Annotated in this window: 16 protein-coding genes and 1 pseudogene; 4 read left to right on the top strand and 13 right to left on the bottom strand. The window is 68.0% G+C overall.

Annotated features, from left to right (window positions below; genetic code table 11):
• Positions 1-34 precede the first annotated feature (34 nt).
• Genes AB0L57_RS22590 through AB0L57_RS22640 form a run of 11 tightly spaced genes read right to left on the bottom strand, consistent with a single transcriptional unit; the run spans position 35 to position 10588 of the window.
• Entirely contained in the window at positions 35-847 is an 813-nt protein-coding gene (locus tag AB0L57_RS22590) for an acyl-CoA thioesterase domain-containing protein (protein ID WP_364965419.1), read from the bottom strand.
• Positions 848-851: 4 nt separating this feature from the next.
• Positions 852-1997 carry a TIGR03857 family LLM class F420-dependent oxidoreductase gene (locus tag AB0L57_RS22595; protein WP_364965421.1) on the bottom strand — a complete coding sequence of 382 codons (1146 nt, stop codon included), beginning with the start codon at positions 1995-1997 and terminating at the stop codon, positions 852-854.
• A 7-nt stretch (positions 1998-2004) separates the two neighbouring features.
• Positions 2005-2604, bottom strand: coding sequence for a hypothetical protein (locus AB0L57_RS22600; protein ID WP_364965424.1), 600 nt, complete (start codon positions 2602-2604; stop codon positions 2005-2007).
• Between the two features lie 39 nt (positions 2605-2643).
• Positions 2644-3600, bottom strand: a complete 957-nt coding sequence (locus tag AB0L57_RS22605; protein WP_364965426.1) for an MlaD family protein — start codon at positions 3598-3600, stop codon at positions 2644-2646.
• A complete protein-coding gene (locus AB0L57_RS22610) occupies positions 3597-4694 on the bottom strand; it encodes an MlaD family protein (RefSeq protein WP_364965428.1) in 1098 nt (365 codons plus the stop codon). The genes AB0L57_RS22605 and AB0L57_RS22610 overlap by 4 nt, the downstream gene beginning before the upstream one ends.
• Entirely contained in the window at positions 4691-5791 is a 1101-nt protein-coding gene (locus AB0L57_RS22615) for an MlaD family protein (protein WP_364965430.1), read from the bottom strand. Before AB0L57_RS22615 ends, AB0L57_RS22610 begins: the two co-directional genes overlap by 4 nt.
• Complete coding sequence (locus AB0L57_RS22620; RefSeq protein WP_364965434.1) at positions 5791-6819, bottom strand: MlaD family protein; 1029 nt, start codon at positions 6817-6819, stop codon at positions 5791-5793. Before AB0L57_RS22620 ends, AB0L57_RS22615 begins: the two co-directional genes overlap by 1 nt.
• Positions 6807-7811, bottom strand: coding sequence for an MlaD family protein (locus AB0L57_RS22625; protein ID WP_364965437.1), 1005 nt, complete (start codon positions 7809-7811; stop codon positions 6807-6809). The genes AB0L57_RS22620 and AB0L57_RS22625 overlap by 13 nt, the downstream gene beginning before the upstream one ends.
• Positions 7811-8863: an MlaD family protein gene (locus tag AB0L57_RS22630; protein ID WP_364965439.1), complete on the bottom strand. Its 1053-nt coding sequence runs from the start codon at positions 8861-8863 to the stop codon at positions 7811-7813. The genes AB0L57_RS22625 and AB0L57_RS22630 overlap by 1 nt, the downstream gene beginning before the upstream one ends.
• Before the next feature lie 4 nt (positions 8864-8867).
• A complete protein-coding gene (locus tag AB0L57_RS22635) occupies positions 8868-9731 on the bottom strand; it encodes an ABC transporter permease (protein WP_364965442.1) in 864 nt (287 codons plus the stop codon).
• Positions 9731-10588 carry an ABC transporter permease gene (locus AB0L57_RS22640; protein WP_364965445.1) on the bottom strand — a complete coding sequence of 286 codons (858 nt, stop codon included), beginning with the start codon at positions 10586-10588 and terminating at the stop codon, positions 9731-9733. Before AB0L57_RS22640 ends, AB0L57_RS22635 begins: the two co-directional genes overlap by 1 nt.
• A 381-nt stretch (positions 10589-10969) precedes the next feature.
• Between AB0L57_RS22640 and AB0L57_RS22645 the strand changes: the two genes are divergently transcribed.
• On the top strand, positions 10970-16435 hold the full coding sequence (locus AB0L57_RS22645; protein ID WP_364965447.1) for a carboxyl transferase domain-containing protein: 5466 nt from the start codon (positions 10970-10972) through the stop codon (positions 16433-16435).
• A 91-nt stretch (positions 16436-16526) separates the two neighbouring features.
• Here the strand turns inward: AB0L57_RS22645 and AB0L57_RS22650 are convergent, their stop codons facing one another.
• A complete protein-coding gene (locus tag AB0L57_RS22650) occupies positions 16527-17396 on the bottom strand; it encodes an aminoglycoside phosphotransferase family protein (RefSeq protein ID WP_364965449.1) in 870 nt (289 codons plus the stop codon).
• A gap of 237 nt (positions 17397-17633) precedes the next feature.
• On the opposite strand from AB0L57_RS22650, the gene AB0L57_RS22655 reads away from it, so the two are divergent.
• The 3 genes and pseudogenes from AB0L57_RS22655 to AB0L57_RS22665 all read left to right on the top strand — a co-directional run.
• Complete coding sequence (locus AB0L57_RS22655) at positions 17634-19934, top strand: MFS transporter (protein ID WP_364965452.1); 2301 nt, start codon at positions 17634-17636, stop codon at positions 19932-19934.
• A gap of 573 nt (positions 19935-20507) precedes the next feature.
• A complete protein-coding gene (locus AB0L57_RS22660) occupies positions 20508-21560 on the top strand; it encodes a hypothetical protein (protein ID WP_364965454.1) in 1053 nt (350 codons plus the stop codon).
• Positions 21561-21735: 175 nt separating this feature from the next.
• Positions 21736-22242, top strand: a pseudogene (locus tag AB0L57_RS22665) (terpene synthase family protein); the annotation flags it as partial.
• Positions 22243-22309: 67 nt separating this feature from the next.
• Here the strand turns inward: AB0L57_RS22665 and AB0L57_RS22670 are convergent.
• Positions 22310-24649, bottom strand: coding sequence for an MMPL family transporter (locus tag AB0L57_RS22670; RefSeq protein ID WP_364965457.1), 2340 nt, complete (start codon positions 24647-24649; stop codon positions 22310-22312).
• Positions 24650-24683 lie beyond the last annotated feature (34 nt).

Consider the following 24683-nt stretch of genomic DNA (forward strand, 5'->3'; position numbering starts at 1 on the left):
TGGCTTCCGGTGTGGTAGTGACTCCCGAGATCGGCTAGCGCGGCCCGCGGACCGCGAGCGGATCGCCGACCCGCGAAAAGTCGATCTGCGCAGCGGTATTGGCGACGGCGGTGACCATGCCGGTGCCGATCGGTCCCCGCGAGTCGAACAGGGTCGCGGTGCCGGTCGAGACGCCGTTGTCGGTGAGATGTGTCTCGGCGCGCAATCCGATGCGGTCGCCGACGGGCAGCCGATTCAGCGCCACGGTCAGATCGCCGTTGATGTACCCGACACCGGCCGACCCCCAGTTGGTCACCAGGCTCGTCGATTCGGCGGCCACGACAGCCTGCACGAACGGGCTGTGCTCCTCGTCCTCGACCGCGCCCAGCGGTACCGCCCACAGGCTCTTGCGCCCGGCGTTCTGGTGCTCACCCATGTGGGTCGACCAGTCCGTGTCACTGCGATACCACCAGTTCAGGCCCGCATCGACCGGCGGATCGAAGGGATGCTCGGAATGCCATTCGGTCCCGTGCGGGGGTTCGGTGGCGCGATATTGCACCAGTCGCGCCTGGGCGACCTCGACCTCGTCCTGACGGATGTGGGCCTGGCTGATGTGGATCCGATGCCCGGCGCGCACGACCTCGGTGTGCACCTCGAGCGGCCGGCCCTCGGCCGCCTTGAACAGATCGATCGTGAACCGTGCCGGGATGAAGTCCGAGAGCCCGTGTGCTCGTTCGAGCGAGCGCGCGGCGACGGCGCAGACGGCGGGGCCGCTGAGCATGTCGGCGCCCCACCGGCCGAAGGCCCATTTCGTGGGCAGATACCGTCCGGCCTCATCGACGGTGAACATCGCGGGCATATCAGTCATGAGGTCATAGTGGCCCATCGCGCTCCGGCCCGGAATTCCGCACCGTGGACGCACCCGGATTCAGCGGCAGCTCGCGATCGGCCGGCCGGATGGCGCGATAGGCCGCGACCACCGGTTCGAGTTCGGCCGGGGTGGCGCCGTGCAGGATCACCGAATCGACGCCGAGGGTGAACTGCCGGGCCACCGCGGCGGCACAGGCGGCCGCGGACCCGGTCGCGCAGTCGCGCACCCACGCCGCCGGGACGACGGTGGCGAGCTCGCGCAGTTCGGCCGGTGTCGCGGTGGCATCGATCGCCCCGCGCGCGCCGGTGAACGCGGCACCGGCCCGCACCCGATCCAGATCCGCCCGCTGCCAGTGGTTGGCGCCGGTGAGGGCGTCCGGATAGCCCTGCAGATAGGTGGCGAGCCGGCCGTAGAGGCGGCGCAATCGCTCGTCTTCGTCGTGCTGATCGTCGACGACGGCCAGCACCGACCAGATGCGCACCGCCGCTGGATCGCGACCCGCGCGCTCGGCCGCACCGCGCACCGTGGCCACCGCCGCCGCGGTCGCCTCGTCACTCAGGAAGGTGTGCAGCACCACCGCGTCGGCATGGCGCCCGGCCAGCTCGAGAGTGCGAGAACCCATGGTGGCCAGCAGGATCGGTGGGATGTCGGCCAGCTCGACACCCAGATGCAGGATCGGATAGGAGCCGATGGGCCCGTTGTGCCCGAGGATCGTCTCCCCGCGCCACAGCCGGCGCAGCACATCCATGAAGTCGGCCAGCTGTGCACCCGTCACCTGGGGCAGGCCGAGAATCTGCCACTGGGCGCCGATCCCGCGCCCGAGTCCGAGGGCGAACCGGCCGCCACCGAGTTCGGCGAGGGTGGCGCCCATGGTCGCGGTGACCACGGGGTGTCGGGTGTGGTGATTGGTCGCGGCCGTGGCCACGCCCAATCGCGGCGCGGCGGCGGTGAGCGCACCCGAGAGCACCGCCGCGTCCTTCACATTGAATCGTTCGGAGACGAACGCCGCGCCCAGTCCGATCCGTTCGGCGGTGGCCGCCTCTGCCACGAGGTCCGCGGGCCGGACCGGATGCCGGGACAGGGTGTAGTACCCCAATTCGGTACAACGCCGCGGGTCCGCCGCGGTGCGGGGTGGTGTCGTCGTCATGTCGCCACTACTTCGTCGGAAGGGCGTTCTGCAGCCCGCCCACATCGGTGATCTTCCAGCCCGAATTGCGATCGATGGTGAGTGAGTAGGTCACGGTGGTGCGCCCGCCGTCGGGGGTCTGCGCACTGGTCGAGGTCACGTCGAGGTAGGCGTTGACCTTGTAGATTCCGCTGGATTCGGAGGTGACCGCGGCCGAGAGCGGAGTCGCCTTCGAGGTCCACTGCAGCGGCAGCAGGATCTGCTCGAGCTGCGGCGCGGTGGCATCGAACTTCGCCGACAGCTGGGGTGTGGTGCCGGCCTTCAGTCGCTCGATCCAGCTCTTCACATCGTGGAAGTCGATGGTCGAGGCCCCCACCGAATAGTCCGAGGCGATCTGCTCGGCGTGCCGGTTGTCGGCCGCGGCGCTGTCGCGGTCGGACAGGGTGGAGCGGGCGGAGAAATAGAGCGAGCCGAAGACGATGGCGAGCACCAGTAAGGCGACGATCACCAGCGTGGTCACGACGGTCGACAGCCGGATCGCGACCGTCAGCTGAGCGCGTCGCGGCGTGGTGGGCTCGGACGCGGATGTGGTTTCGGCGGTGTCCTCGTCGTCTACTGCTGTGCTCATCGTGTTCCTCCTGCCGGGCCGTACTCCGAGCTCGGCGTGTTATTTCAGGTTGATCCGGAAGTGCAGGGTCCCGTCGGGATCGACAGAACTCAGTGCCTGCCCGATCAGGGCGCTGATGTCGACCCGTGGGGTGCGGGCGACCGCATCGGTGACCACCGGTTGCAGCACCGGCGCGAGCGGAGCGATCCCCGGGCCGATCTTGTTCAGCAGATCGGTCAGCTGGCCGAGGAACGGTACGAGCCCGTCCCCGGTGAAATAGTTCGACACCGGCTGTGCCTTCGACAGCAGCGAGCCGTTCTCGACGATCTTGGTCAGCGAGGTGCCGAACAGGCCCAGTTGCTCGCCGGCGGTGTCGATCGAGGGGCCCAGCCACTCCATGTTCGCGCCCATCGCCTGCATGTCGGCGAACAGTTGCCGGAGGGTGCCGGTGCGGCTGAGCAGCGTGGCGGCCAGCAGATCGGAGGAGCGCTGCAGCGTCTGCATCGCCTGATCGGTACCGGCCAGCGCGGTGTCGAAGGTGCCGACCAGATGCGAGATCGCCTCGGGGTGAATCTGATCGAGCAGTTGTACCGCCCGCGACGACAGGGCCGTGATGGACATCGGCAGCCGCACCCGATCGGCCGTGATGTTCTGACCGTCGGCCAGATACGGCCCGGAGGTCGCGGTGGGGGAGAATTCGATGTAGGGCTCGCCGAGCGCCGACAACTGTTCGATGTGGATGTCGCTGGCAGCCGGAATGTGGTACCGCTCATCGATTTTCAGCGCGACGACCACACCGGAGGCCTGTTTGCGCACCGACTCCGCGGTACCGACCGCGACACCGTCGAACAGCACCGGCGAGTTCGGCCCCAGCCCGCCCGAGGTCTCCAGATGCAGGTTCGTACTGAAATACGATGTGCGCGGATCGAAGTGCAGCACACCGACGGTCATGTAGACGATGCCGAACACCAGCACCGCCGCGATCGCGATCAGCGACACCACGCCCCGTGCTCTCATCGAAGGGCTCCGATCATCCGTAGGGCGTCGACGATCCGGCCCGTCTGCTCGTCGGTGCCCATGGCGGCCTCCGGCGGTGGTGAGATTCCGGCGCCAACCATGTTGATCTTCGGGCCGTGATCGGCGAACGGAATGACCTTGGTCTGGAGCAGATCGATCAGCTTCTTCATGTTGGACGGGGAATCGGTGTCCAGGGGTGCGCTGCCGAACAACATCGGCACGACCGCGTGCGCGGCCGCCGCGGTCGAATCCAGCACCGGCGCCAGCCATCTGGTCGACGGCGCGAACGGGCCCAGTGCGGTGAGTACCAGAATGGTCCCGATCTGGGCGTTCATCACATCGGTGGTGTGCTGCACGCCGTCCGGAGTGAGCAGCGGATCCCAGGTCGAGGTGCGGTTGAGCATTCCGTCGACGACGGTGGCCTGGATACCGCCGACCACCGCGTGGATCGAATCGGTATGTGCGGCAAGGTCGTCGAGATCGGTGCCCAGCACCTCGGCGATCCGCGCGGTGTCGGCCGGATCGCGGGGCATGATCCCGTTCACCTTGTGCACGATGTTCTGTACATCGTTGACGGCACCGCTGCCGACGAAGGTGGCCAGCTGGGCGAGGATGTCCTCGATCGGCAGCGGCTGACGGGTGTCGGCGAGCGGAATCGTGGCCTCGGGGGCGATCTCGGTCGCGGCCGGTGCGGCCGGTTCGGTGAGCGCGATGTGCACATCGCCCAGCGGTGTCGCCTGCCGCAACTGCGCGGTGGTGCCGACCGGCAGACGTACCGACGTGCGAATGGCGACATCGGCGATCACATAGCCTCGCCGCGCCGGGGTGCTCGCGGTGGCCGGAACCGGATCGACCAGCGTGACATCGGTGAGTTGCCCGACCCGCACCCCGTCCGCGATGACCTTGGCACCCTGCGGAAGGTTCAGCACATCGGCGAATTCGATGCGCAGATGGTAGGTCGGGCCGCCGACCCCGGTCCCGGGGACGGGGATGTCGGCCGGCTGGAATCCGCAGGCGGTGGCAGAGATCGCGATGGTCGCGGCGGCCAGCGCGTGAATACCGAGACGGCGCAGGGTCCGGGTGGATCTCCTCATTTCGCGCTCACCGCCGACAGCAGGACGGGCAGGGCCGGAACCGTCACCGCGCCGTTGCCGCCGAGCAGGCACTGCTGCCCGGCGACGGCTTTCAGTGCCGCGCAGATCTGATCGGTCTGCTGTTGCGGCAGGGCGAGTTTCGGTGGTGCGTAGCCGATCGTGATGCCGCCGGCCGGATCGAGGGCGCCGGTGAAACCGCCGGCCACCGCCGGCGCCATGCGAATGACCTCGGCCAGTGAGCCGACACCGGACGAGATCAGTTGTGCCAGATTCGGAATGCCGTCGAGTGCGCGCAGCGCGGGGGTCCCGAATTTCATCATCACCTCGTTGAGATTCGGCAGCAGATCCACCAGCGCACCCACCAGATCGATGACCGGTGGGAAGGCGAGGGTGTTGATATCGCTGAAGGTCTGGGTCAGCCGCGGGAGGATGGTCTCGAGATCCGGCCAGCCGTTGTGCGCGCGGTGCGCGAGATCGCTGAGGCTGTCGAGCAATTGGCCGATGTGCCCGATCGCCGCATCGGGGGAGTTCAGCGCCTTGCTCAGTTGCAGGATGAGCGCGTTGATCTGCTCCCCGGTACCCGAGGTGGACCGGTCGAGGGCATCGATACCGTCGCCGAGCGCGGTGCGCTGGGCCGGATCCTTGGCCGCGTCGAGCTGATCGGACAGTTTCGCGAGTGCGTCGAAGGTCTCCGAAAGGCTCTTGGGAGTCAGGGTTTTCGTGATGCACCGGCCCGGATCCCAGCCCGCGCCGCTGGGCTCGGGGCCGATGAGCGACAGATTGCGATCCGCGACGATGGTGTGGCTGACCGTCACCGCGCCCACATCCGGTGGGAGCTTGCGGTCGGCGCGCACGGTGAAGCGCACCTTGGCCGAACCACCGTCGGGTTCGATGCTGGTGACCTTGCCGACCTGCACGCCCATCACGGTGACCGCACTGTCCTTGTAGAGCCCGATACTGTCGGGCATCTCCGCACAGTAGCTGCGGGTCGCGGGTTCGGATCTGGTGAGTTTCAACCCGATTCCGGCCGCCAGGACCAGCACCAGGATCACCGCCGCCGACATCAGTCCGCGCGAGCCCAGAATTCGGCTCAGCATCAGCACCCACCTCCCGGCACCGGTACGCACACATCGGTCACGGTGGCGCCGGATTGATCGATCGTGAGCCCGCCACCGGGCTGGACGAACGGGGTCACCCGCTGTTCGAAGGTGTGCAGGGAATCGAGCAGCGCGCCCATGCGTGTGTCGAGCTCCTGCAGTTTCGGCACCGCGTCGGCCAGCGGCTGGGCCTGATCGCGCAGCGAGTCGTTCCAGATCCGCCCGAGCGGGCTGAGTTCCTGTAGCAGCTGCGCCAGCCCGTGCAGCGCCCAGCTGAGCTGCTCCCGGTTGTCGGCCACGATGTTCTCGAGGGTTCCGAAGGTGCGCATCAAACTCACCAGGACATCGGAGTTCTTGTTCAACGCCGCCAGATATTCGTCGGTCAGCGACAGGGTTTTGGAGATGTCGGCGTTCTGCTTGTCCATGATGCCGACGATGTCGCCCACCGCGCGGACGGCGGCGCGAACCGAGTCGGGGCTCTTGTCGATCGAGCCGGACAGCGCCGCCAGATCCTGGCGGATGACATCGCCGTCGGTGCGCTGCACCGGATTCACCGCGTCCTGGAAGGCCTGAGTGAGGTTGTAGGGCAGAACGACTCGCTGCGCGGGGATCACCTCGGCACCGAGTGCGGCGGTGCCGGCCGGTTGCACGGCGAGGTAGTAACCGCCGACGAGGGTGAGCATCCGCACCGCGAGCGTGGTCTGATCGCCGAGGAACACATCGTTTTTCACCGAGAAGGTCATGCGCACCCGGTCGGGCAGCAGGTCCAGTGCCTTCACCTTGCCGACCGGGATCCCGGCGACCCGGACATCGTCTCCGGTGCGGATCGAACCGGCCTCGGCGATATCGGCGGAATATGTTCGCTCCGGTGTGGTTCCGACGACGTTGATCACCCCGATCGCGGCGACCAGGACCAGCACCACGATGATTCCGGCGATACCCCAGCGCAGTTGCGCACCGCGTTCGGTGTGGGGGGTGAACAGCGCGCGTATCCGGTTGCCCGCCGATGAAGTCTTTACCGATGACATAGCGTGATCCTCTGTCCGGCGATGAGCACCTGCAGGGGTTCGGGAGCGACCGCGATACCGTGCGAACAGGTGATGTTCGCATCGGGTCCGGTCGGCGGCGTGTCGGCGGCCATGGTCTGGATCAGCCCGGGCAGCCGCCCCAGCACCTCGGTGGCCTGACGCGGATTCGGCAGTACCCGGTGCAGCAATGCGTCCAGGTCCTGGTTCTTCGCGCCGGTGACGCCCAGGACTTGCAGCAGATCCAGCAGCGGGCGCAGCATCGGCGGGATTTCCATCGCGAATTGCACGAGTCCGGGCAATTTGTCGGTGATGGTGACGAACAGATCCGTCAGGTTGATCATCAGCTTCATCGCGTTGCCGGATTTACCGGCCATGTGCTCGGACACCTGCGCGAAATTGCCGACCAGGGTGGACAGCACCTGCTGCCGATCGGAGGCGTAGCGGCTCAGCTTGTCGATGGCGTCCAGGGCCGGGCCGATCCCGTTGCCGTCCCCCTGGACGACCGACAGCATGCTGTTCGCGAACTGATTGAGGTCATCCGGCGACAATTGCGCCAGCACCGGCTGCAGCCCGTTGAACAGTGTGGTGATGTCGAAGGCCGGAACCGTGTGGGCGGTATCGAAGACGGCGGCCGATGTGCGGTGCGCGCCGGGCTGGTCCGGTTGCTGAATCTCGAGGTACCGGAACCCGGTCAGGTTCTGATATCGCACGGCCACTTTCGTCTCGGTGTAGAGCGGATGGCCCTGCGACACCGTGAAGTGCACTCGTGCCAGGGCGCCGTCGAGCTCCACATCGCGGACCTTGCCGACCTGCACACCATAGAGGCGCACGTCGTCACCGAGCCGTAATCCGTTGGCGTCGGTGAAGATCGCGGTATACGTATCGGTCCGGCCGCTCACCGGCCGCTCGATCAGCCGGAACACCCCGATCAGGACCAGCGCCATGGTGACCACCGAGACGATGACCCGGATCCACAACGATCGCGTCGCCATCAGCGCCCCCAGGGCTGGTGGGCCAGCAGCGCCGAGAGGGGGCCGGCCAATCCCGGAACCACATCCAGGTCGACTCGCGCGTTCAGCACCGGCCCCGACGGGGAATCGTGGAAGCCGGTGCCGAGCCGGGTGAGCAGTTCGCCGAGTTCGGCGTCGGAACGCTGTGGCGCGCCGACGGATCCGCCGACGACATCGAGGAAGGCGGAGGCGATCGGCAGAAACCCTTCGAAATAGCGTTGCGCGGTGTAGAGCGTGGTCGTGGCGACCGGCAGCATCTGTTCTTGCACTCCTGCGAACATCTCCGAGAACTGGGTGAGGTCTTGCCGGGTCCGCAACTGCTGATTCGTGAGGTCCGAATGCAGCAGTTCCGCGGCACCGGCGAGCAGCCCCGGCACGCCGGCCAGACCCGAACCGAACTGGGTCAGCAGGACCGAGGGGGGGAGCTGCTGGGTTTCGGTGAACGAGCGGGCGGTGGTGCCGATGGCCTGCAGCAGCGGCGTGAACGCGCTGATGTCGTGGGAGGTCTTGCGCAGCAGTTCGGTGAGCTTCGGGGTCAGCACATCGCCGGTGAGCTGCCCGGTGGACTCCAGCAGCGCGGTGAGGGTGGCGTCGCGGACCCGGTCGGCGTCGCGGCTGCTCAGGTCGACGGTCGCACCGTCGTGCAACGCCGCGCCGCCGGTCATCGAATTCAGTTGCAGCGTGGTGATTCCGAACAGATTGCCGGGTGCGTAGTCGACGGTCAGGGCATCGGTCAGGCCGAACAACTGGGATCGCCGCAGATCCAATCCGATGCGCTGGCGGCCCGCACCGGCAATGGCCACCGAGTCGACCGAACCGACCCGGACACCGTCGAGCCGGACATCCGTACCTGCGGCGACACCCGCACCGACATGGGTGGTGAGCAGGGTGACGCGGATGTCGTCGGCCGGGCGGCTGTCCGGAATCAGTTGCCACACAACGATGATCAGCGCGGCGATGACGACGGCGCCGATTCCGAGGACGCGGGCGCGGCGGGGCCCGACTTCGGTTCCGGGCAGAGCGTAGGCAGGCATGTCTTCACCCGGTGAACGTGATGGGGGACTGGAATCCCCAGAGAACGATGGTCGTGAGCATGTCGAGGGCGATGATCGACACCAGGCTGGCGCGGACCGCACGTCCGGAGGCGGTGCCCACTCCCTCGGGCCCGCCGGTGGCGAAAAATCCTTGGTAGCAATGGATCAGCACCACGGCCAGGGCGAAGACCATCACCTTGATGGTGGCGGCGATGACGTCCCAGCCCAGGACGAATTGGTCGAAGTAGTGGTCGTAGGTACCGGCCGGAGTGCCGTGGATCGCGGTCACGATCAACTCGCAGGACAGATAGCTCAGAATCAACGCGACCACGAAAGCCGGTGCGACCGCGATGATTCCGGCGATGACCCGGGTGGTGACCACGAACGGCACCGAGCGCACGCCGAGTGATTCCAGTGCGTCGATCTCCTCGGAGATGCGCATGGAGCCGATCTCGGCGGTCATCCGGCAGCCGGCCTGCGCGGCGAAGCCGACCCCGGCCGCGATCGGCGCCAGCTCGCGGGTGACGCCGAATGCCGAGATCAGTCCGCTGAGCTGGCCCAATGACAGCAGGTTCAGTGCGCTGTAGGCCTCGATGCCGATGGACGCGCCCATGGCGGCGCCCATCAGGAGCATCAGCGGCACCACCCCACCGCCGATGATCACCGAGCCGCGACCCCAGGTCATATCGGTGATGACCGCGAGGGTCTGGCGCCGGTAGTGCGCGAGCGTGTATGGAATCGACGACAGCACCTGCCAGCCGAATCCGATCACGAAGCCGATGGACTCGACGGGGTTCATCGGGTGGATCCGGTGCCGGATGCGGTTGGTCCATCGCAGGCCGAACGGTGCATACGGCGTAGCCGTCATCACGCCATCCTCACCGGGAAGAACATGGTCACCACCTGGGTGATGGCGGTATTGAGGACGGTGACCGAGGCGACCGACAGCACGACCGCCGCGTTGACGCCGTCGGCGACTCCGCGCGGGCCGCCGCGGGCTTCGAGTCCGCGCTGGCAGGCGATCACCACCACGAGGAATCCGAAGATCAGCGCCTTGATCAGCGAGACCCACACATCGAGCGGAGTGGTGAAGGCGCCGAAGGACTGCCAGTAGCTGCCCGGGGTGACGTTCAGCGCGGTGACCGCGACGGCGAAACCGGACACGATGCCGACCGCGACGATCAGGACATTGAGCAGCGGGGCCACCAGCATCATCGCCGCGATCCGCGGAACGACCAGGCGCTGCACCGGATCGATCCCCATGACACGCATGGCGTCGACCTCTTCGCGGATGGTCTGCGCGCCCAGATCCGAGGCGATCGCGGCCGATCCGGCGCCGCCGAGCATCATCGCGGTCGCCAGGGGTGCGCCCTGCTTGATCACACCCAGCCCGCCGGCGGCGCCGATCATCGAATCCGCGCCGAGCTGGGACACGATATTGCCGACCTGGGTCGACACGATGACGCCGAACGGAATCGCCATCAGCACACTCGGGATGGCGGTGACCTTGATCAGAAACCATGCCTGCGTGAGGGTTTCGCGGGTGCGGAAGCGCATCCGGACCGCGTCGGTGGTACCGATCACCGCAGCCTGGCAGCCCATCTGCAACGCCCGCCCGAGGGTGGCCAGACTGGACAGAACCGTTTCGGAAAAATTCCGGCGCAAAGCCGCACTGGCTCGCGGAGTTTCCACCGCGGGACCTATGTCGAGTTCTGCGGTCGACATCGAACCTCCCGTAACCGCCGACGCAATGCCGGGAAACTACCATATGATCTGGACCACATTCCAGACACTAATCCAGAAAGGTGTTCCGATGGGTGAATCGCCGGGAATCCAGCGGTAGAGCGGGGGGATGTGATAGATCCGTCCGGGCACGATGCCGAGGGATACGGTGCCGCATATCGCTACGAAATTGTCGGGAATCGGCCGAAATCCGCGCTCGTGGCCGCTGTGAATGCCGCCGTAAATACGACATTTCCGAATATACGTGCGGGTAACCCTGTCACGCTGTGTACCCGCGGGCGATAGACAGGGCAGACTACCCAGGACCGGTAGCGCTACCCCTGCCCGATCGGGCCCTGCAGTGGAATGGAAAGGAGCCGGCGAGTGTTCAGCCGCATCGCCATCGTGAACCGGGGTGAGGCCGCTATGCGCCTCATCCACGCCGTCCGAGATTTGGCCGCGGCGACCGCGAGACAGATCGAGACCGTCGCTCTCTACACCGACGTCGACCGGAACGCCACCTTCGTGCGCGAGGCCGATATCGCGTACGACCTCGGTCCGGCTTCGGCCCGGCCCTATCTGGATCTCAAGGCGCTGGAGAAGGCCCTGGTGACCACCAAGGCCGACGCCGCCTGGGTCGGCTGGGGATTCGTCGCCGAGGATCCCGCGTTCGCGGAACTGTGTGATCACATCGGGATCACCTTCATCGGCCCCAGCCCGGATGCCATGCGCAAACTGGGCGACAAGATCGGCGCGAAGCTGATCGCCGAAGAGGTCGGTGTCCCCGTGGCGCCGTGGAGTCGCGGCGCGGTCGAGACGCTGGACGCGGCCATCGCGTCCGCGGCCGAGGTCGGCTATCCGCTGATGCTGAAGGCGACCGCCGGTGGCGGTGGCCGTGGTATCCGCGTGATCACCAACGAGGCCGAACTGGTCGACGCCTACGAGCGCACCAGCCAGGAGGCCGCGCGCGCCTTCGGCAGTGGTGTGGTGTTCCTGGAGCGCCTGGTCACCGGCGCCCGGCACGTCGAGGTCCAGGTGATCGCCGACGGTCAGGGCACCGCGTGGGCGCTGGGCGTGCGCGACTGCTCGGTGCAGCGCCGCAATCAGAAGGTCATCGAGGAGTCCGCGTCTCCGGTGCTGCGGCCCGAGCAGGTCGCGGATCTGAAGTCGTCCGCGGAGCGGCTGGCCGTCGCGGTCGGTTACCGCGGCGCGGCGACCGTCGAATTCCTCTACCACCCCGGTGACGAGCTGTTCGCTTTCCTCGAGGTCAACACCCGCCTGCAGGTCGAGCACCCGATCACCGAGTACACCACCGGATTCGACCTGGTCCGGGCGCAGCTGCACGTCGCCTCGGGCGGCAAGCTCGAGGGTGAGCCGCCGGCCGAGCGTGGCCACGCCATCGAGGCCCGGCTCAACGCCGAGGACCCCGACCGCGACTTCGCTCCGGCCCCGGGCCGTATCGCGCTGCTGGATCTGCCCGCCGGACCGGGTATCCGCGTGGACACCGGTGTCAGCGAGGGCGACACCATTCCGGCCGACTTCGACTCGATGATCGCCAAGATCATCGCCTACGGCAGTGACCGCGAGCAGGCCCTGGGCCGGCTGCGCCGGGCGGTCGGCGAGACCCGCGTCATCATCGAGGGCGGCGCCACGAACAAGAGTTTCGTCCTCGATCTGCTCGATCAGCCCGAGGTCATCGATGCCAGCGCCGACACCGGCTGGATCGATCGGGTGCGTGGTGAGGGCCGGCTGGTCGCCCAGCGGCACGCCGCCGTCGCCCTGGCCGCGGCCGCGATCGACGCCTACGAGCAGGAGGAGCGCGCCGAGCGCGAGCGACTGCTGTTCACCGCCGCCGGCGGACGCCCGCAGGTCCAGCACGAGAGCGGCCGTCCGCTGGATCTGAAACTGCGCGGTGTGAGCTATCGCCTGCGGGTCGCCCGGGTGGGCGCGCACCGGTTCCGGATCGGTATCGAGGCCGGTGGCGATATCCACACCGCCGACGTCGATCTCCTGCGTTTCGACCGGCACACCGGCCAGATCGTGGTCAACGGTGTCCGCTACCGGCTGGTCACCGGCGCCCACGGGCCCACCATCGTGGTGGATGTCGACGGTGTGACCCATCGCGTCAGCCGGGACGAGGGCGGCGTCGTGCGCTCGCCCGCGCCCGCGCTGGTGGTCGCCAAGCCGCTCGAGGTCGGCGACGAGGTCGAGGCCGGCGCCCCGGTGCTCGTGCTCGAGAGCATGAAGATGGAGACGGTGCTGCGCGCGCCGTTCAAGGGCCGGCTCAAGGAAATCGGTGTTTCGGTGGGCTCGCAGGTGGAGGCCGGTGCGCCGCTGCTGCGCCTGGAGCCCATCGCCGACGACGAGGAGGACGCCGCCGACGACGCACAGGCCGCCGACTCGGTCGATCTGGATCTGCCCGTGGCGCCCACCGAGGTGCTCGCCTGCGAGCGCACGGTTCGGGGCCAGGAGGATCTGCGCGGTCTGCTGCTCGGTTTCGATGTCGACCCGCACGACGATCGCCGGGTCCTGGCGGACTATCTGGCCGTGCGCCGAGAGGCCATCGCCGACAACCGCCGGCCGCTGGCCGAGGAACTCGAACTGGTCGAGCTGTTCACCGACCTGGCCGAGCTGACCCACAACCGGTTCCGCGGTGAGGACTCCGCCACCGGTCACGTGCACAGCGCCCGTGAGTACTTCCACACCTATCTGCAGAGCCTGGACGTCGAGCGGGCGGGTCTGCCCGAGTCCTACCGGGCCGGTCTGTCCAAGGCACTCGGCCACTACGGTGTCGCCGAACTGGATCGGACTCCGGAGCTCGAGGCCGCGGTGTTCCGGATCTTCCTGGCCCAGCAGCGGCCGACGGACACGGTCAACGTCGTCACCGCGCTGCTGCGTGAATGGCTCAACGAGCCGGTGCCGGACCGGGTGCTGCAGGAGCCGGTCGGACTGGCGCTGGAGCGGCTGGTGGCCGCGACGCAGGTGCGGTTCCCGGTCATCGCCGACCTGACCCGCGGCCTGGTCTACGCCTGGTACGGCCAGCCGCTGCTGCGCCGCAACCGCGCGCATGTGTACGCCACCGTCCGCAAGCACCTGAGCCACCTGGACGCACAGCCGGCGGCCGCCGACCGCTCCGAGCGGATCGGCGAAATGGTCCGCAGCACAGAACCTCTGGTGCGGCTGCTGGCCCAGCGCCTGGACCGCGGCATCCCCGACAACACGGTGATGCTCGAGGTGCTGACCCGGCGCTACTACGGCAACAAGGGCCTCACCGGCGTGCGTACCGAGGAGGTCGACGGCTGCGGCTTCGTGGTCGCCGAGCGCCGCGGGGTGAGTCTGGTGTCGGCGGCGGTCGGATTCGATTCGCTGGACACCGTGCTCGGCGGGCTGGGTGAGCTCGCCGGTGGTGCGGCCTCCATCGAGGCCGACATCTACCTCGGCTGGGAGAACCAGCCCGAGGACTTCGACGCGATGGCCGCGGCCCTGCAGGAGGTGCTCGGCGCGCGGGCCCTGCCCGGCCAGGTGCACCGCATCACGGCCACGGTCGCCGGCAGCGGTGGCGCGGTCATGCACCACCACTTCACCTTCCGCCCGTCCTCCACCGGACTGGTCGAGGAGCGGCTGATCCGCGGTCTGCACCCCTACATCGCGGAGCGCATGCAGATGCGCCGGCTGCGCAAGTTCGATCTCACCCGGCTGCCGTCCTCCGACGAGGAGGTCTACCTGTTCAAGGGTGTGGCCAAGGAGAATCCGGCCGATGAGCGGCTGATCGCCTTCGCGCAGGTTCGCGACCTGACCGCGCTGCGGGAGCACGACGGTCGGCTGCTGTCGCTGCCGACCGCCGAGAGCACCGTGGCGACCTGTGTCGATTCGATCCGCCGGGCGCAGTCGCGGCGGCCGTCGCGCAAGCGGTTCCACACCAACCGGATCGTGCTCTACATCTGGCCGCCGCTGGATGTGACCCGCGCCGAGCTCGACACCATCGTGAGCCGCGTGGAGCCGACCACCGCGGGCGCGGGACTCGAAGAGATCCTGCTCATCGCGCGTCAGCCCCACGCCGAGACCGGTGAGCTGGAAAAGATCGTGGTCCGCATCCGGTTCGACGCCACCGGTGGTACCGAGGTCACCGTCGGCGAGCGCACCGACGATCCGGTCGAACCGCTCGACGAGTACCGGCAGAAGGTGCTGCGCGCCAGCAGCCGCAACACCGTCTACCCGTACGAATTGACCGGTCTGCTGGGCGATTTCGCCGAATACGACCTCGACGAGAACAACGCCCTGGCCCCCATCGACCGGCCGAAGGGCCGCAACACCGCGGCGATGGTCGCCGGTGTGGTCAGCACGCCGACCGAGCGGCATCCCGAGGGCGTCACCCGCGTGGTGCTGCTGGGCGATCCGACGAAATCGCTGGGCGCGCTGTCGGAGCCGGAGTGCCGCCGGGTGATCGCGGCGCTGGATCTGGCCGAGCAGTTGCGGGTGCCGCTGGAGTGGTTCGCGCTGTCCTCCGGCGCCCGGATCTCGATGAAGTCCGGTACCGAGAACATGGACTGGGTCGCGGCCGCGCTCAAGCGGATCGTCGAGTTCACCCAGGACGGTGGCGAGATCAACATCGTGGTCTCCGGCATCAACGTCGGCGCGCAGCCGTACTGGAACGCCGAGGCGACGATGCTCATGCACACCAAGGGCATCCTGGTCATGACGCCGGATTCGGCGATGGTCCTCACCGGAAAGCAGGCACTGGACTTCTCCGGTGGTGTGTCGGCCGAGGACAACTTCGGTATCGGTGGCTACGACCGCGTGATGGGCCCCAACGGCCAGGCGCAGTACTGGGCGCCGAATCTCGCCGGTGCTCGCGATGTGCTGATGGCGCACTACGACCACACCTACATCGCCCCCGGTGAGCTGTCACCGCGTCGTGCGCAGACCGCCGACCCGGTCGACCGTGACGTGTGCGCCTTCCCGCACATCGTGCCCGAGAGCGATTTCGCCACCGTCGGCGAGATCTTCTCGGCCACCTCGAACCCGGATCGCAAGAAGCCCTTCGACATTCGCACCGTGATGCGGGCACTGTCGGATCAGGATCACCCGGTCCTGGAGCGGTGGGCCGGTATGGCCGATGCGGAGACCGCGGTCGTGCAGGACGCGCATCTCGGTGGTATTCCGGTCTGTTTGCTGGGTATCGAGTCGCGGGGTGTACCGCGGCGCGGCTTCCCGTCCACCGACGGCCCGGACACCTACACCGCGGGCACGCTGTTCCCGCGGTCGTCGAAGAAGGCGGCGCGCGCGATCAACGCGGCCAGCGGCAACCGTCCGCTGGTGGTGCTGGCGAACCTGTCGGGCTTCGACGGTTCACCGGAGTCGATGCGCAAACTGCAGCTCGAGTACGGCGCCGAAATCGGCCGCGCGATCGTGAATTTCCGTGGGCCCATCGTGTTCTGCGTGATCTCGCGGTACCACGGCGGTGCGTTCGTGGTGTTCTCGAAGGCGCTGAACCCGAATATGACGGTGATGGCCCTGGAGGGTTCGTTCGCCTCGGTGCTCGGTGGCGCTCCCGCCGCGGCCGTCGTGTTCGCCGGTGAGGTCGACACCCGGACCGCCTCGGATCCGCGGGTGCGCGAAGTGGAGTCCCGGGTCGCGAACGCGTCGGGCACCGAGCGTGCGGAGGCCTCCGCCGAACTCGACGAACTCCGCTCGACGGTCCGCGCCGAGAAGCTCGGTGAGGTCGCCGCGGAATTCGACCGGGTGCACAACATCCACCGCGCCGTCGAGGTCGGTTCGGTCGATGCGGTGATCAGCGCCCGCGAGCTGCGGCCGCGCATCATCGAGGCGATCGAGAGCCGGTCGGTGTAACCACTCCCGATCCGTCCGCACGGCATCCGGCCGGGCTCCGCACAGCGCGGGGCCCGGCCGGAGTCGGGTTGATCGGGCTGGGGAGATCGGGCTAGGGCAGCGGTTCCCAGCCCGGCCACTGCCGGGGCCCCTCGTCGCCGCGAATACACGACAGTCGCAACATCGCTTGCCGCCGCAGCGCCGGATCGGCCGCGGCGGCGCGGGCCGCGGCCATCGTCATCAGCAGCTCCCGGATGTCGCGCAGGAGATAGAACCCGCCCCACCGGGTGACGTCGTGGTGGTAGCCGTCGCAGAACCGGGCGTAGTCGGCGGCGGTGATCCAGCCGAAGGACCTGAACTCGAGTGCGGTGGGAACCAGATCCCATTCGGGTGGGCCGATCGTCAGATTCTCTGCGCTCATCAGCAGCACCTCGTGATCGTCGGTGGCCGCGAACTCCGCGTGCCACGCCTCACCGTGTACGACGCACCATTGCAGCCCGCTCGGCAGATCCGCCCAGCGTCCGCGTAATTCGGTCACGTGCTGGTGCAGCCAACCCCGGTCGTCGTCGGTGAACACCTCGGCCGCGTCGATCTCCTCGGTCAGGCCGAGAAAGGGCCGGAAGTGATCGAGTGAGAATCCGGCAGGTGGTGCCAGCTGATGCAGGCGCTGCAGGGTCGAGCCCATCTCGGCGAGCGTGCTCTGTTCGTGTGGGAGCGGATCCAGCCAGAACGTGACGCTGCGGCCGTGTATGTCGATGGGCTGCCGCACACCCGGGACGGCTCGCGGGGTGGAGATGCCGGAGGCGGCCAGCCAGCGGGCTGCCTCGAGCTCGTGCCGGGCCTCGGGTCTGCGGCCGGGCCCGCTGATCCGGACCACCACGCCACTGGGTAGTCGGTAGCCGGCCGCGGTGCCGAATGGCACCCGGCGGGCCTCGCCCATCTCGATTCCCGCGCTGGAGCAGGCTGCGCGAAGAACCGGCATTGCTCCGTTTATGGACAATTCTGTCGCCATAGGAATGCTCGAATCCGTCCCGAACCCTCATCTTTGGCACTCATTGTGGGCTATCGGCGGACCTTTGGAATTGTTTTCGGCAACTTCGCCGTTATCGCAAGGTGAGGCCGAGATCACGCCGATCGAGCGGGGAGGGTGTCTCGGAGTTCTGTTAGTGTCACTAAACGGAGAATGACTCCACTTAAGCTCGTGGGGAGGAAACGTTCCGTGGCGCTCGTCAAATCTCGCCCGCACTACAACCTCGTCTTCGGCGTACTGCTGCTCGGGATCTCCGCGTACGCACTGCTGCAGTCGATGGTCGTTCCGGTGCTGGCGCTGCTGATTCCGGCCCTGCACACCACGCAGAGCACCGCGACCTGGTTGATGACCGGATACCTGTTGTCGGCCTCGGTGGCCACGCCGATCCTCGGCCGCATCGGGGACAAGGTCGGCAAGGAGCGCATGCTCGTCGTGACCCTGGTCGCGCTGACTGTGGGCTCGCTGATCGCGGCGCTCACCGATTCGATCACCGTGATGATCGTCGCCCGGGTGATCCAGGGTCTGGGCGGTGGCGTCATCCCGCTGGCCTTCGGCATCATCCGCGACGAGTTCCCGGCCAAGAAGCTGCACGGCGCGGTGGGTATCGCCTCCTCGCTGATCGCCGTGGGTTCCGGTGTGGGCCTGGTGCTCGCCGGTCCGATCGTCGATCATCTGAACTACCACTGGCTGTTCTGGGTCCCGATGATCATCACCGCGATCGCCGCCGTGGCCGCCATCGCGTTCGTGCCCGAATCGCCGGTGCGCAGTCCGGGCCGGATCAATTGGGGTGCGGCGATTCTGCTGTCGGCCTGGCTGGTGGCACTGCTGCTCGCGGTCAGCAAGGGGCCGTCCTGGGGCTGGGCCTCGGGGACGACCCTGGGCCTGTTCGCACTGGCCGTGGTGTGCGCCGCGGCGTGGATCGTGGTGGAACTGAAGTCGCAGACCCCGCTGATCGATATGCGCACGATGCGTATTCCGGCGGTGTGGACGACCAACCTGGTCGCGGTGCTCACCGGTGCCGGTATGTACGCGATGATGACCTTCCTGCCGCAGCTGCTGCAGACGTCGAAGGCGGTCACCGGGTACGGGCTCAGTGCGAGCATCACCCAGTCGGGTCTGTACATGCTGCCGCTGTCGGTCGCGATGTTCGTCATCGGTCTGGCGATCGGGCCGCTGGCGGCATGGGTCGGGCCGAAGGTCATCGTGGTCATCGGCAGCATCATCACCGTCCCGGCCTTCGTGATGCTGGCCGTCGGCCACAACCAGGGCTGGGAGATCTATGTCGCGGGCGGCCTGCTCGGTATCGGCATCGGGCTCGCCTTCTCCTCGATGCCGGCGATCATCGTGGCCGCGGTTCCGCCGGCCCAGACCGGCGCCGCCACCGGCATGAACGCGAATGTGCGAACCGTCGGCGGCGCGATCGGCAGCGCGGTGTCAGCGGTACTGCTGACCTCGGGCGCGACCACCGCGCACGGACTGCCCGCCGATTCCGGGTACTCCAAGGTCTTCTGGTTCCTGGCGGGCGTGTCCGTGCTGGCGGCACTGGCCGCGCTGATCATCCCGGCGGTGCGTGCCCACGCTCCGGAGACCGTGTCCGCCGCGGTGACGGAAACGGCGGTGGATGCGGAGTCGGCCGCGGATATCGCCATCGACGAGCTGCGCGAGGGTCTGGTCGGCGCGCCGATCGAGCAGTCCGTGGCGCCCGGCCCGGGTACCGTCCGGGTGATCGCGGGACATGTGCGCGGTGAGCGCGGTCGTTCGATCCCGGGAGTCGCGCTGACGCTGATCGACCAACGCGGACATCAGGTTTCGCGGGCGGTCGGCGCGGTCGACGGCGGCTATCGACTCGATGCGCCGCAATCGGGCAGCTATGTGCTGATCGCCTCGGCGGCGGCGCACAGCCCGGTCGCGGTGAGCGTCGCCCTCGGTGACGGCGAGCAGCGGGTCGATCTCGAACTGCCGAGTTCCGGTGAACTGACCGGTCGCGTCCGCGGCGCCGGATCCGGTGTGCCGGTGGGCGACGCCACGGTCACCCTCGCCGATATCGGTGGTGAGGTGGTCGGTGCCGCCGTCACCGGCGCCGACGGCAGCTATCTGTGCCGCGGCGTCACCCCCGGTACCCACACCCTGGTGGTGGTCGCCGACGGAATGTCGCCGCGCGCCGCGACTCTCACGGTGCCGGCCAGCGGCGTCCTGCATCACGAGACCGAGCTGACGCCGATGGCGACGCTGGCCGGCGCGGTGCAGACGCAGGGCAGGGTGGTGCCGAATGCGCAAGTGACCGTGATGGATTCGTCGGGTGAACCGGTCGGTACCGCGCGCACCGATGCCTCCGGCCGATACCACGTCTCCGCTCTCCCAGCAGGTGAATACACCGTGGTCGCTCGCGGCTATCCGTCGGTGGCCACGACCGTGACCGTCGCCGGCGACACCGTCACCCACGACATGGAACTGAGCTACGACGAGGCGGCGTACGTCCCGGTTCGGTAGGAGTGTTTCGGGCCCGCAGGCGATTCCGGCCGACCGCCAGGAGTGCGCGCGGGCCCGATCCGGAGGCATTCCGGCGCCCAGCCCGGGTTGGAAAACCGTCCGGTAGGTTCTTTCTTGGCGGTCCGGCGCCGCGGTGTGTGCCTGTACGCTGCGGTAACCGGGAGGGTGCGCGGCCGTGCCGCGCTCGTTCCATGCCCCGGTCGATGCCGGGGTGGGTCCATCGGACGCCGGAGTTCGCTGTGCCTGGGCGCGGTCACGGGCCGGTCGGTCGGGCGGTGGCAGAATCGCTGGCGCGCAACATGTTTAACAGGCCGAGTATTGGGAAAAGGGCTTTTCGGGTAGGTGTGCTGAAGATGTGCTCCGTTACCTGGTGCATCGAGATGTGGTGAGTCCCTGCGGGATTCGCTGAACTATTACAGATCGGCACCGATCGGGCCCCCGTCATGACGGATGTTCTTGCATCGGTAATACTCGATAACACCTTGCGGGGGTGCCGGTTCCACACAGCGTGCTCGCGCATCGATCGGCTCGGCAGTGGATGCTGCGGCCCTACAGAGCGAGTTTGGCACGAAGATGGCGGTACCGGACATCGATTGTCGGCAGCGCGCGGTGGCGCACGCGAAGAGTTTCCTCCTGTCCCGAGCCGATGGGCGTGGCGTGCCGCGGGCACAGGTCTCGCTGTCGCCCACGATGGACACGGCATGTGACGCCGGTGACGGGCGCGGGGTTCTACTACGGGAATTCGGCCGCGATATCGGCTTCGATCTCGGTGACGAGAGATTCAGTGCCAGCCTGGCGCTGGCACATGTGCCCTATGCGTCCGACGAGCAGGACCTGCAACTGGCCGAGCGGCTCGCCGAGGTCGTCCGGTCGGGCCGAAGCGCCCGGAATCGGTTCGGATTCTTCTTCGACCACAACGGTTTCCCGCCCGACAGCGACTGCACCGCGATGGCGGTGGGCGCCCTGCACGATCGGGGCCTGATCTCCGATCTCGAGCTCGTCGGCTACGGCCGCGAGCTGCTGGCCGCCGGGGTGGCGCCCGAGACCGAGGCCGACGCCGCGATCCGCCCGGGTGTGGTGATGGTGTACTGGCAGGACGCCGCCGACCCGGGGACGCTGGCTCGCGGCCCCCGCTACGACGCGGTGGCCTGCGGCAACACCCTCTACATCCTGCGGCACGCGCAGGCACGCGGGCTCGCGGATCCGGCTGGGATCATCACCGCGACAACGGACTACGTCGTCGACCATCTGCTGTCGGGACGCTTTCGCGAGGGCACCCGCTACTATCCGCGGCCCGAACCGTTCCTGCACGCCATATCCCGGTTGTGCGCGGCCTTCCCCGATATCGACGCGGTCTGCGGCGCGGCGCTGGCCGACGGACTGGCCGATGCCGACGAGGGCGAGAAGCTGTCGTCGCTGGATCTGGCTCTGACGGTCATCGCCGCCGACAATCTGGGTGGAGACCGCGAACAGCACGGGCGGCGCGCGGAACTGCTGGCCCGCCAGGACGACAGCGGCGGCTGGCCGGCCGGCGCCTACTATCGGATGGGGCGGTTGCCGCTCTACTGGGGTTCGGCCGCCCTCACCTCGATCTTCGCGGCGGGGGCGCTGGCCTGTGACCGATGAGCTGGCTGCCTTCCGCACCCACCTGCTACCCGGCGGACGGCACGAGGAGCTCGCCGAGCAGATGTTCGGCTGGCTGATGACCCACTGCACCTGCGCGCCGGGCGCCCGGCGGCACGCCATGGACGCCTATGTCGCCACGAGTTACGAACTGCACTGTGCGCCCGACGATGCGTCCATGGCCGAAAACCTCTTGGGCGCACAATATGTGGCCGTCACCCTGCTGGCCGACGACGCCTACGACGGCCTCCCGGACCTGACGCGTTTCGTCACGTACCTGCGCACCGGCGAGATCGCCACCGAGCACGAACTCGTGTCCTGCTACCGCGCCATCGTCACCACCATGGCCGCACGGGGGCTCGATCCGGCCGGGTTCGAGCGCGCTGTCCGCGACACCATCGACGCGCGGTTGCGTGAGCGGGAACTCGATCTGAGCACGGTGGGATGGGATGAACACTGGGCGGTGCGCCGCCACACCATCGCCGTGGCCCCGTACGTGTGGTGTCACCGGGTCGCCCGGGACCTGCGGGTTCCGGAAGAGACCGATGCGGCGTTGCGGTCGGCGGGAATACTGGAACTGGTCTCGGAATGTGTTGCCCGCGGCAACGATATCGCCTCCTACCTGCGCGAGGCCGAACCGCCGCCGGGCGCCGACGCACCCGCGAGCCTGAACAGTGTGCTGCACCACGCCCGTGAGCTCGGCGGACTGGATGCCGGTGTGCGGGCCGCGGTGGCCGCCTATCGGGAAGCGGTCACCGCGTTCCGGACCGCTGCCGAGGGGCCGTTATCGGCTCTCGCGCAACAGGATCCGGCGGTACGGGAGTATCTGATGATCCAGCGGTCCGTGCTGGCGGGCAATCTGCCGGCGATCCGCCATCTGAGTTCACATCGCTATCCGGGGGCAGGTGCGCTGCTCGATGAGTTGTCCGAGATCGCGACGCACTGACACGATGGGTGCCGGCGGTGCGGCGCAACCACGCCGGGGCCCACCACACGGCGTCACCGAGTAGCCGCATGGTCGCCGGGACGAGCAGCACCCGCAGCACGGTGGCATCGATCAGCAGCGCCGCCACCATGCCGATGGCGATGTACTGCATCATCACCAGATCGGACAGGGCGAAGGCGCCGGTGACCACCAGCAGGATCAACGCGGCGGCGGTGATGATCCGGCCGGTGTGCGCGACACCCGCGCGGATCGCCTCGGCGGTGGACGCCCCCGCCGCCCGGGCCTCGACCATTCGTGACAACAGGAATATCTCGTAATCGGTGGACAGGCCGTAGATCACCGACACGATCACCACCAGCACCAGCGACATGATCGGCTGCGGGGTGAAACCGAGCAGTCCGGCACCGTGACCGTCGACGAAGATCCAGGTCAGAACGCCGATCGTCGAGCCGAGTCCGAGCAGGTTGAGCGCGCCCGCCTTCAACGGCAGCACGAGTGACCGCAGACTCAGCGCCATCAGCACGGTCGTGGCCAGGAAGACCAGGACCACGACGAGCGGTATCCGGTGCACCAGCGCGTCGATACTGTCCTTGTCGATCGCGGGTTGCCCGCCGACGAGCAGAGTGGTGCCGCTGGGCAGCGGCATCGAACGCAGATACTCGATGGCGGCATCGCGGTCCCCGGATGCGGCCAGCACGGTCTGGGTGGTGAACACACTGGACTGCGCCGGTCGCTGCATCCATTCCGGAAACGGCGAGGCGAGTCCGGGTGCGCGTTCGGCCGCGGCGAGGACCGTGTCCTTGGCGGCGGGATCGTAGGTGATCAGTACCAGATCGATCGGGTCGATCTGCCGCAGCGGGAAGATCGCGTCGAAATGCTGCTGTGCCAGCCGGGCCGGATGCTCCGGTGGCAGAAACCGCTCGTCGATGGTGCCGAAGGCCAGATCGCGGATCGGCGCGATCAGTGCCAGTAGCCCGATGACGACCGAAATCGCCACCACCAGTGGCCGTTTCATGACCCGCCCCGCCATTCGGCCCCACAGATTGTCCGGCACCCGATCCGGCGGGCTGGTCTTGCGGAACCAGCTCACTCCGAAGCGGTCGACCCGGTGGCCGAGTACGGCCAGGACCGCCGGTAACAGGGTGACCGATGTGAGTGCCGCCAATGCGACGGTGATCATGGCGCCGTAGGCGAACGAGCGCAGGAATCCCTGAGGGAACACCAGGACCGCGGCCGCGGCCACCACCACGATGGTCGCGGAGACGCCCACGGTGTGACCGGCGGTCGCCATCGACCGGCGGACCGCGTCGTCCACCTCACGCCCGGCGGCGAGTTCGTCGCGGAATCGGCTCAGCACGAACAGTCCGTAGTCGATGGCAAGACCGAGCCCGACCATCGAAACCACCGGGGAGACGAACGAATTCACCTCCGTGACGGTGGTGATCAGGCGGATGATTCCCCACGCCCCGGCCACGGTGAGCCCACCGACGAGCAGCGGCAGCGCAGCGGCCACCGCACCGCCGAACAGAAAGAACAGCAGCACCGCCACGGCCGGGATCGCGAACAGTTCCATTCGCAGCTGGTCGTGGGCCATGGTGTCGTTGAGCGCGCCGGCGACCGCCTGGCCGCCGGCGACCTCCATATCCACTCCGGCGACGGTGAGGTCCCCGGACACCGCGCGATAGTTGCGCATCTGTTCGGTGGGGTCGTCGCCGTGGATGGCGATCGAGGCGAAAGCGTGGCGGTGGTCCGCGGAGCCGAAGATGTCCGGCAGCGTCAACCCCGTGCGGGTCGGCCAATAGGCGCCGTTGACGCGATCGATCCGGTCCGGAAACCGTTGCGGCAGCGCGTCGAGCGCGGCGACGATCGGTGCGGCGAACGCCGGATCGTCGATCGTCGTCCCGGGCGGCGCGTGATACAGCAGAATCACATCGGCACTGTGATCGCGACCGAAGATCTCCTGGCGCACCCCGGCGGCGTGGACCGATTCCGAGGTCGGATCGTCCCATCCGCTGGAACTGAGATGGTCGCCGAGCCCGAGCCCGTAGCCGCCGAGTGCGAGCAGGCCGGCCACCAGCACCACGATGACAGACCATCGCCGGCGCAGCACGACATCGGCCCAGCGGCCCGGGCGGAAAATGAGCATCGGAGCAAACATAGGACCGGCATCCGTGGAATTC

The sequence above is a fragment of the Nocardia sp. NPDC052254 genome, assembly GCF_040679495.1.
In the GTDB taxonomy this organism is placed as follows: domain Bacteria; phylum Actinomycetota; class Actinomycetes; order Mycobacteriales; family Mycobacteriaceae; genus Nocardia.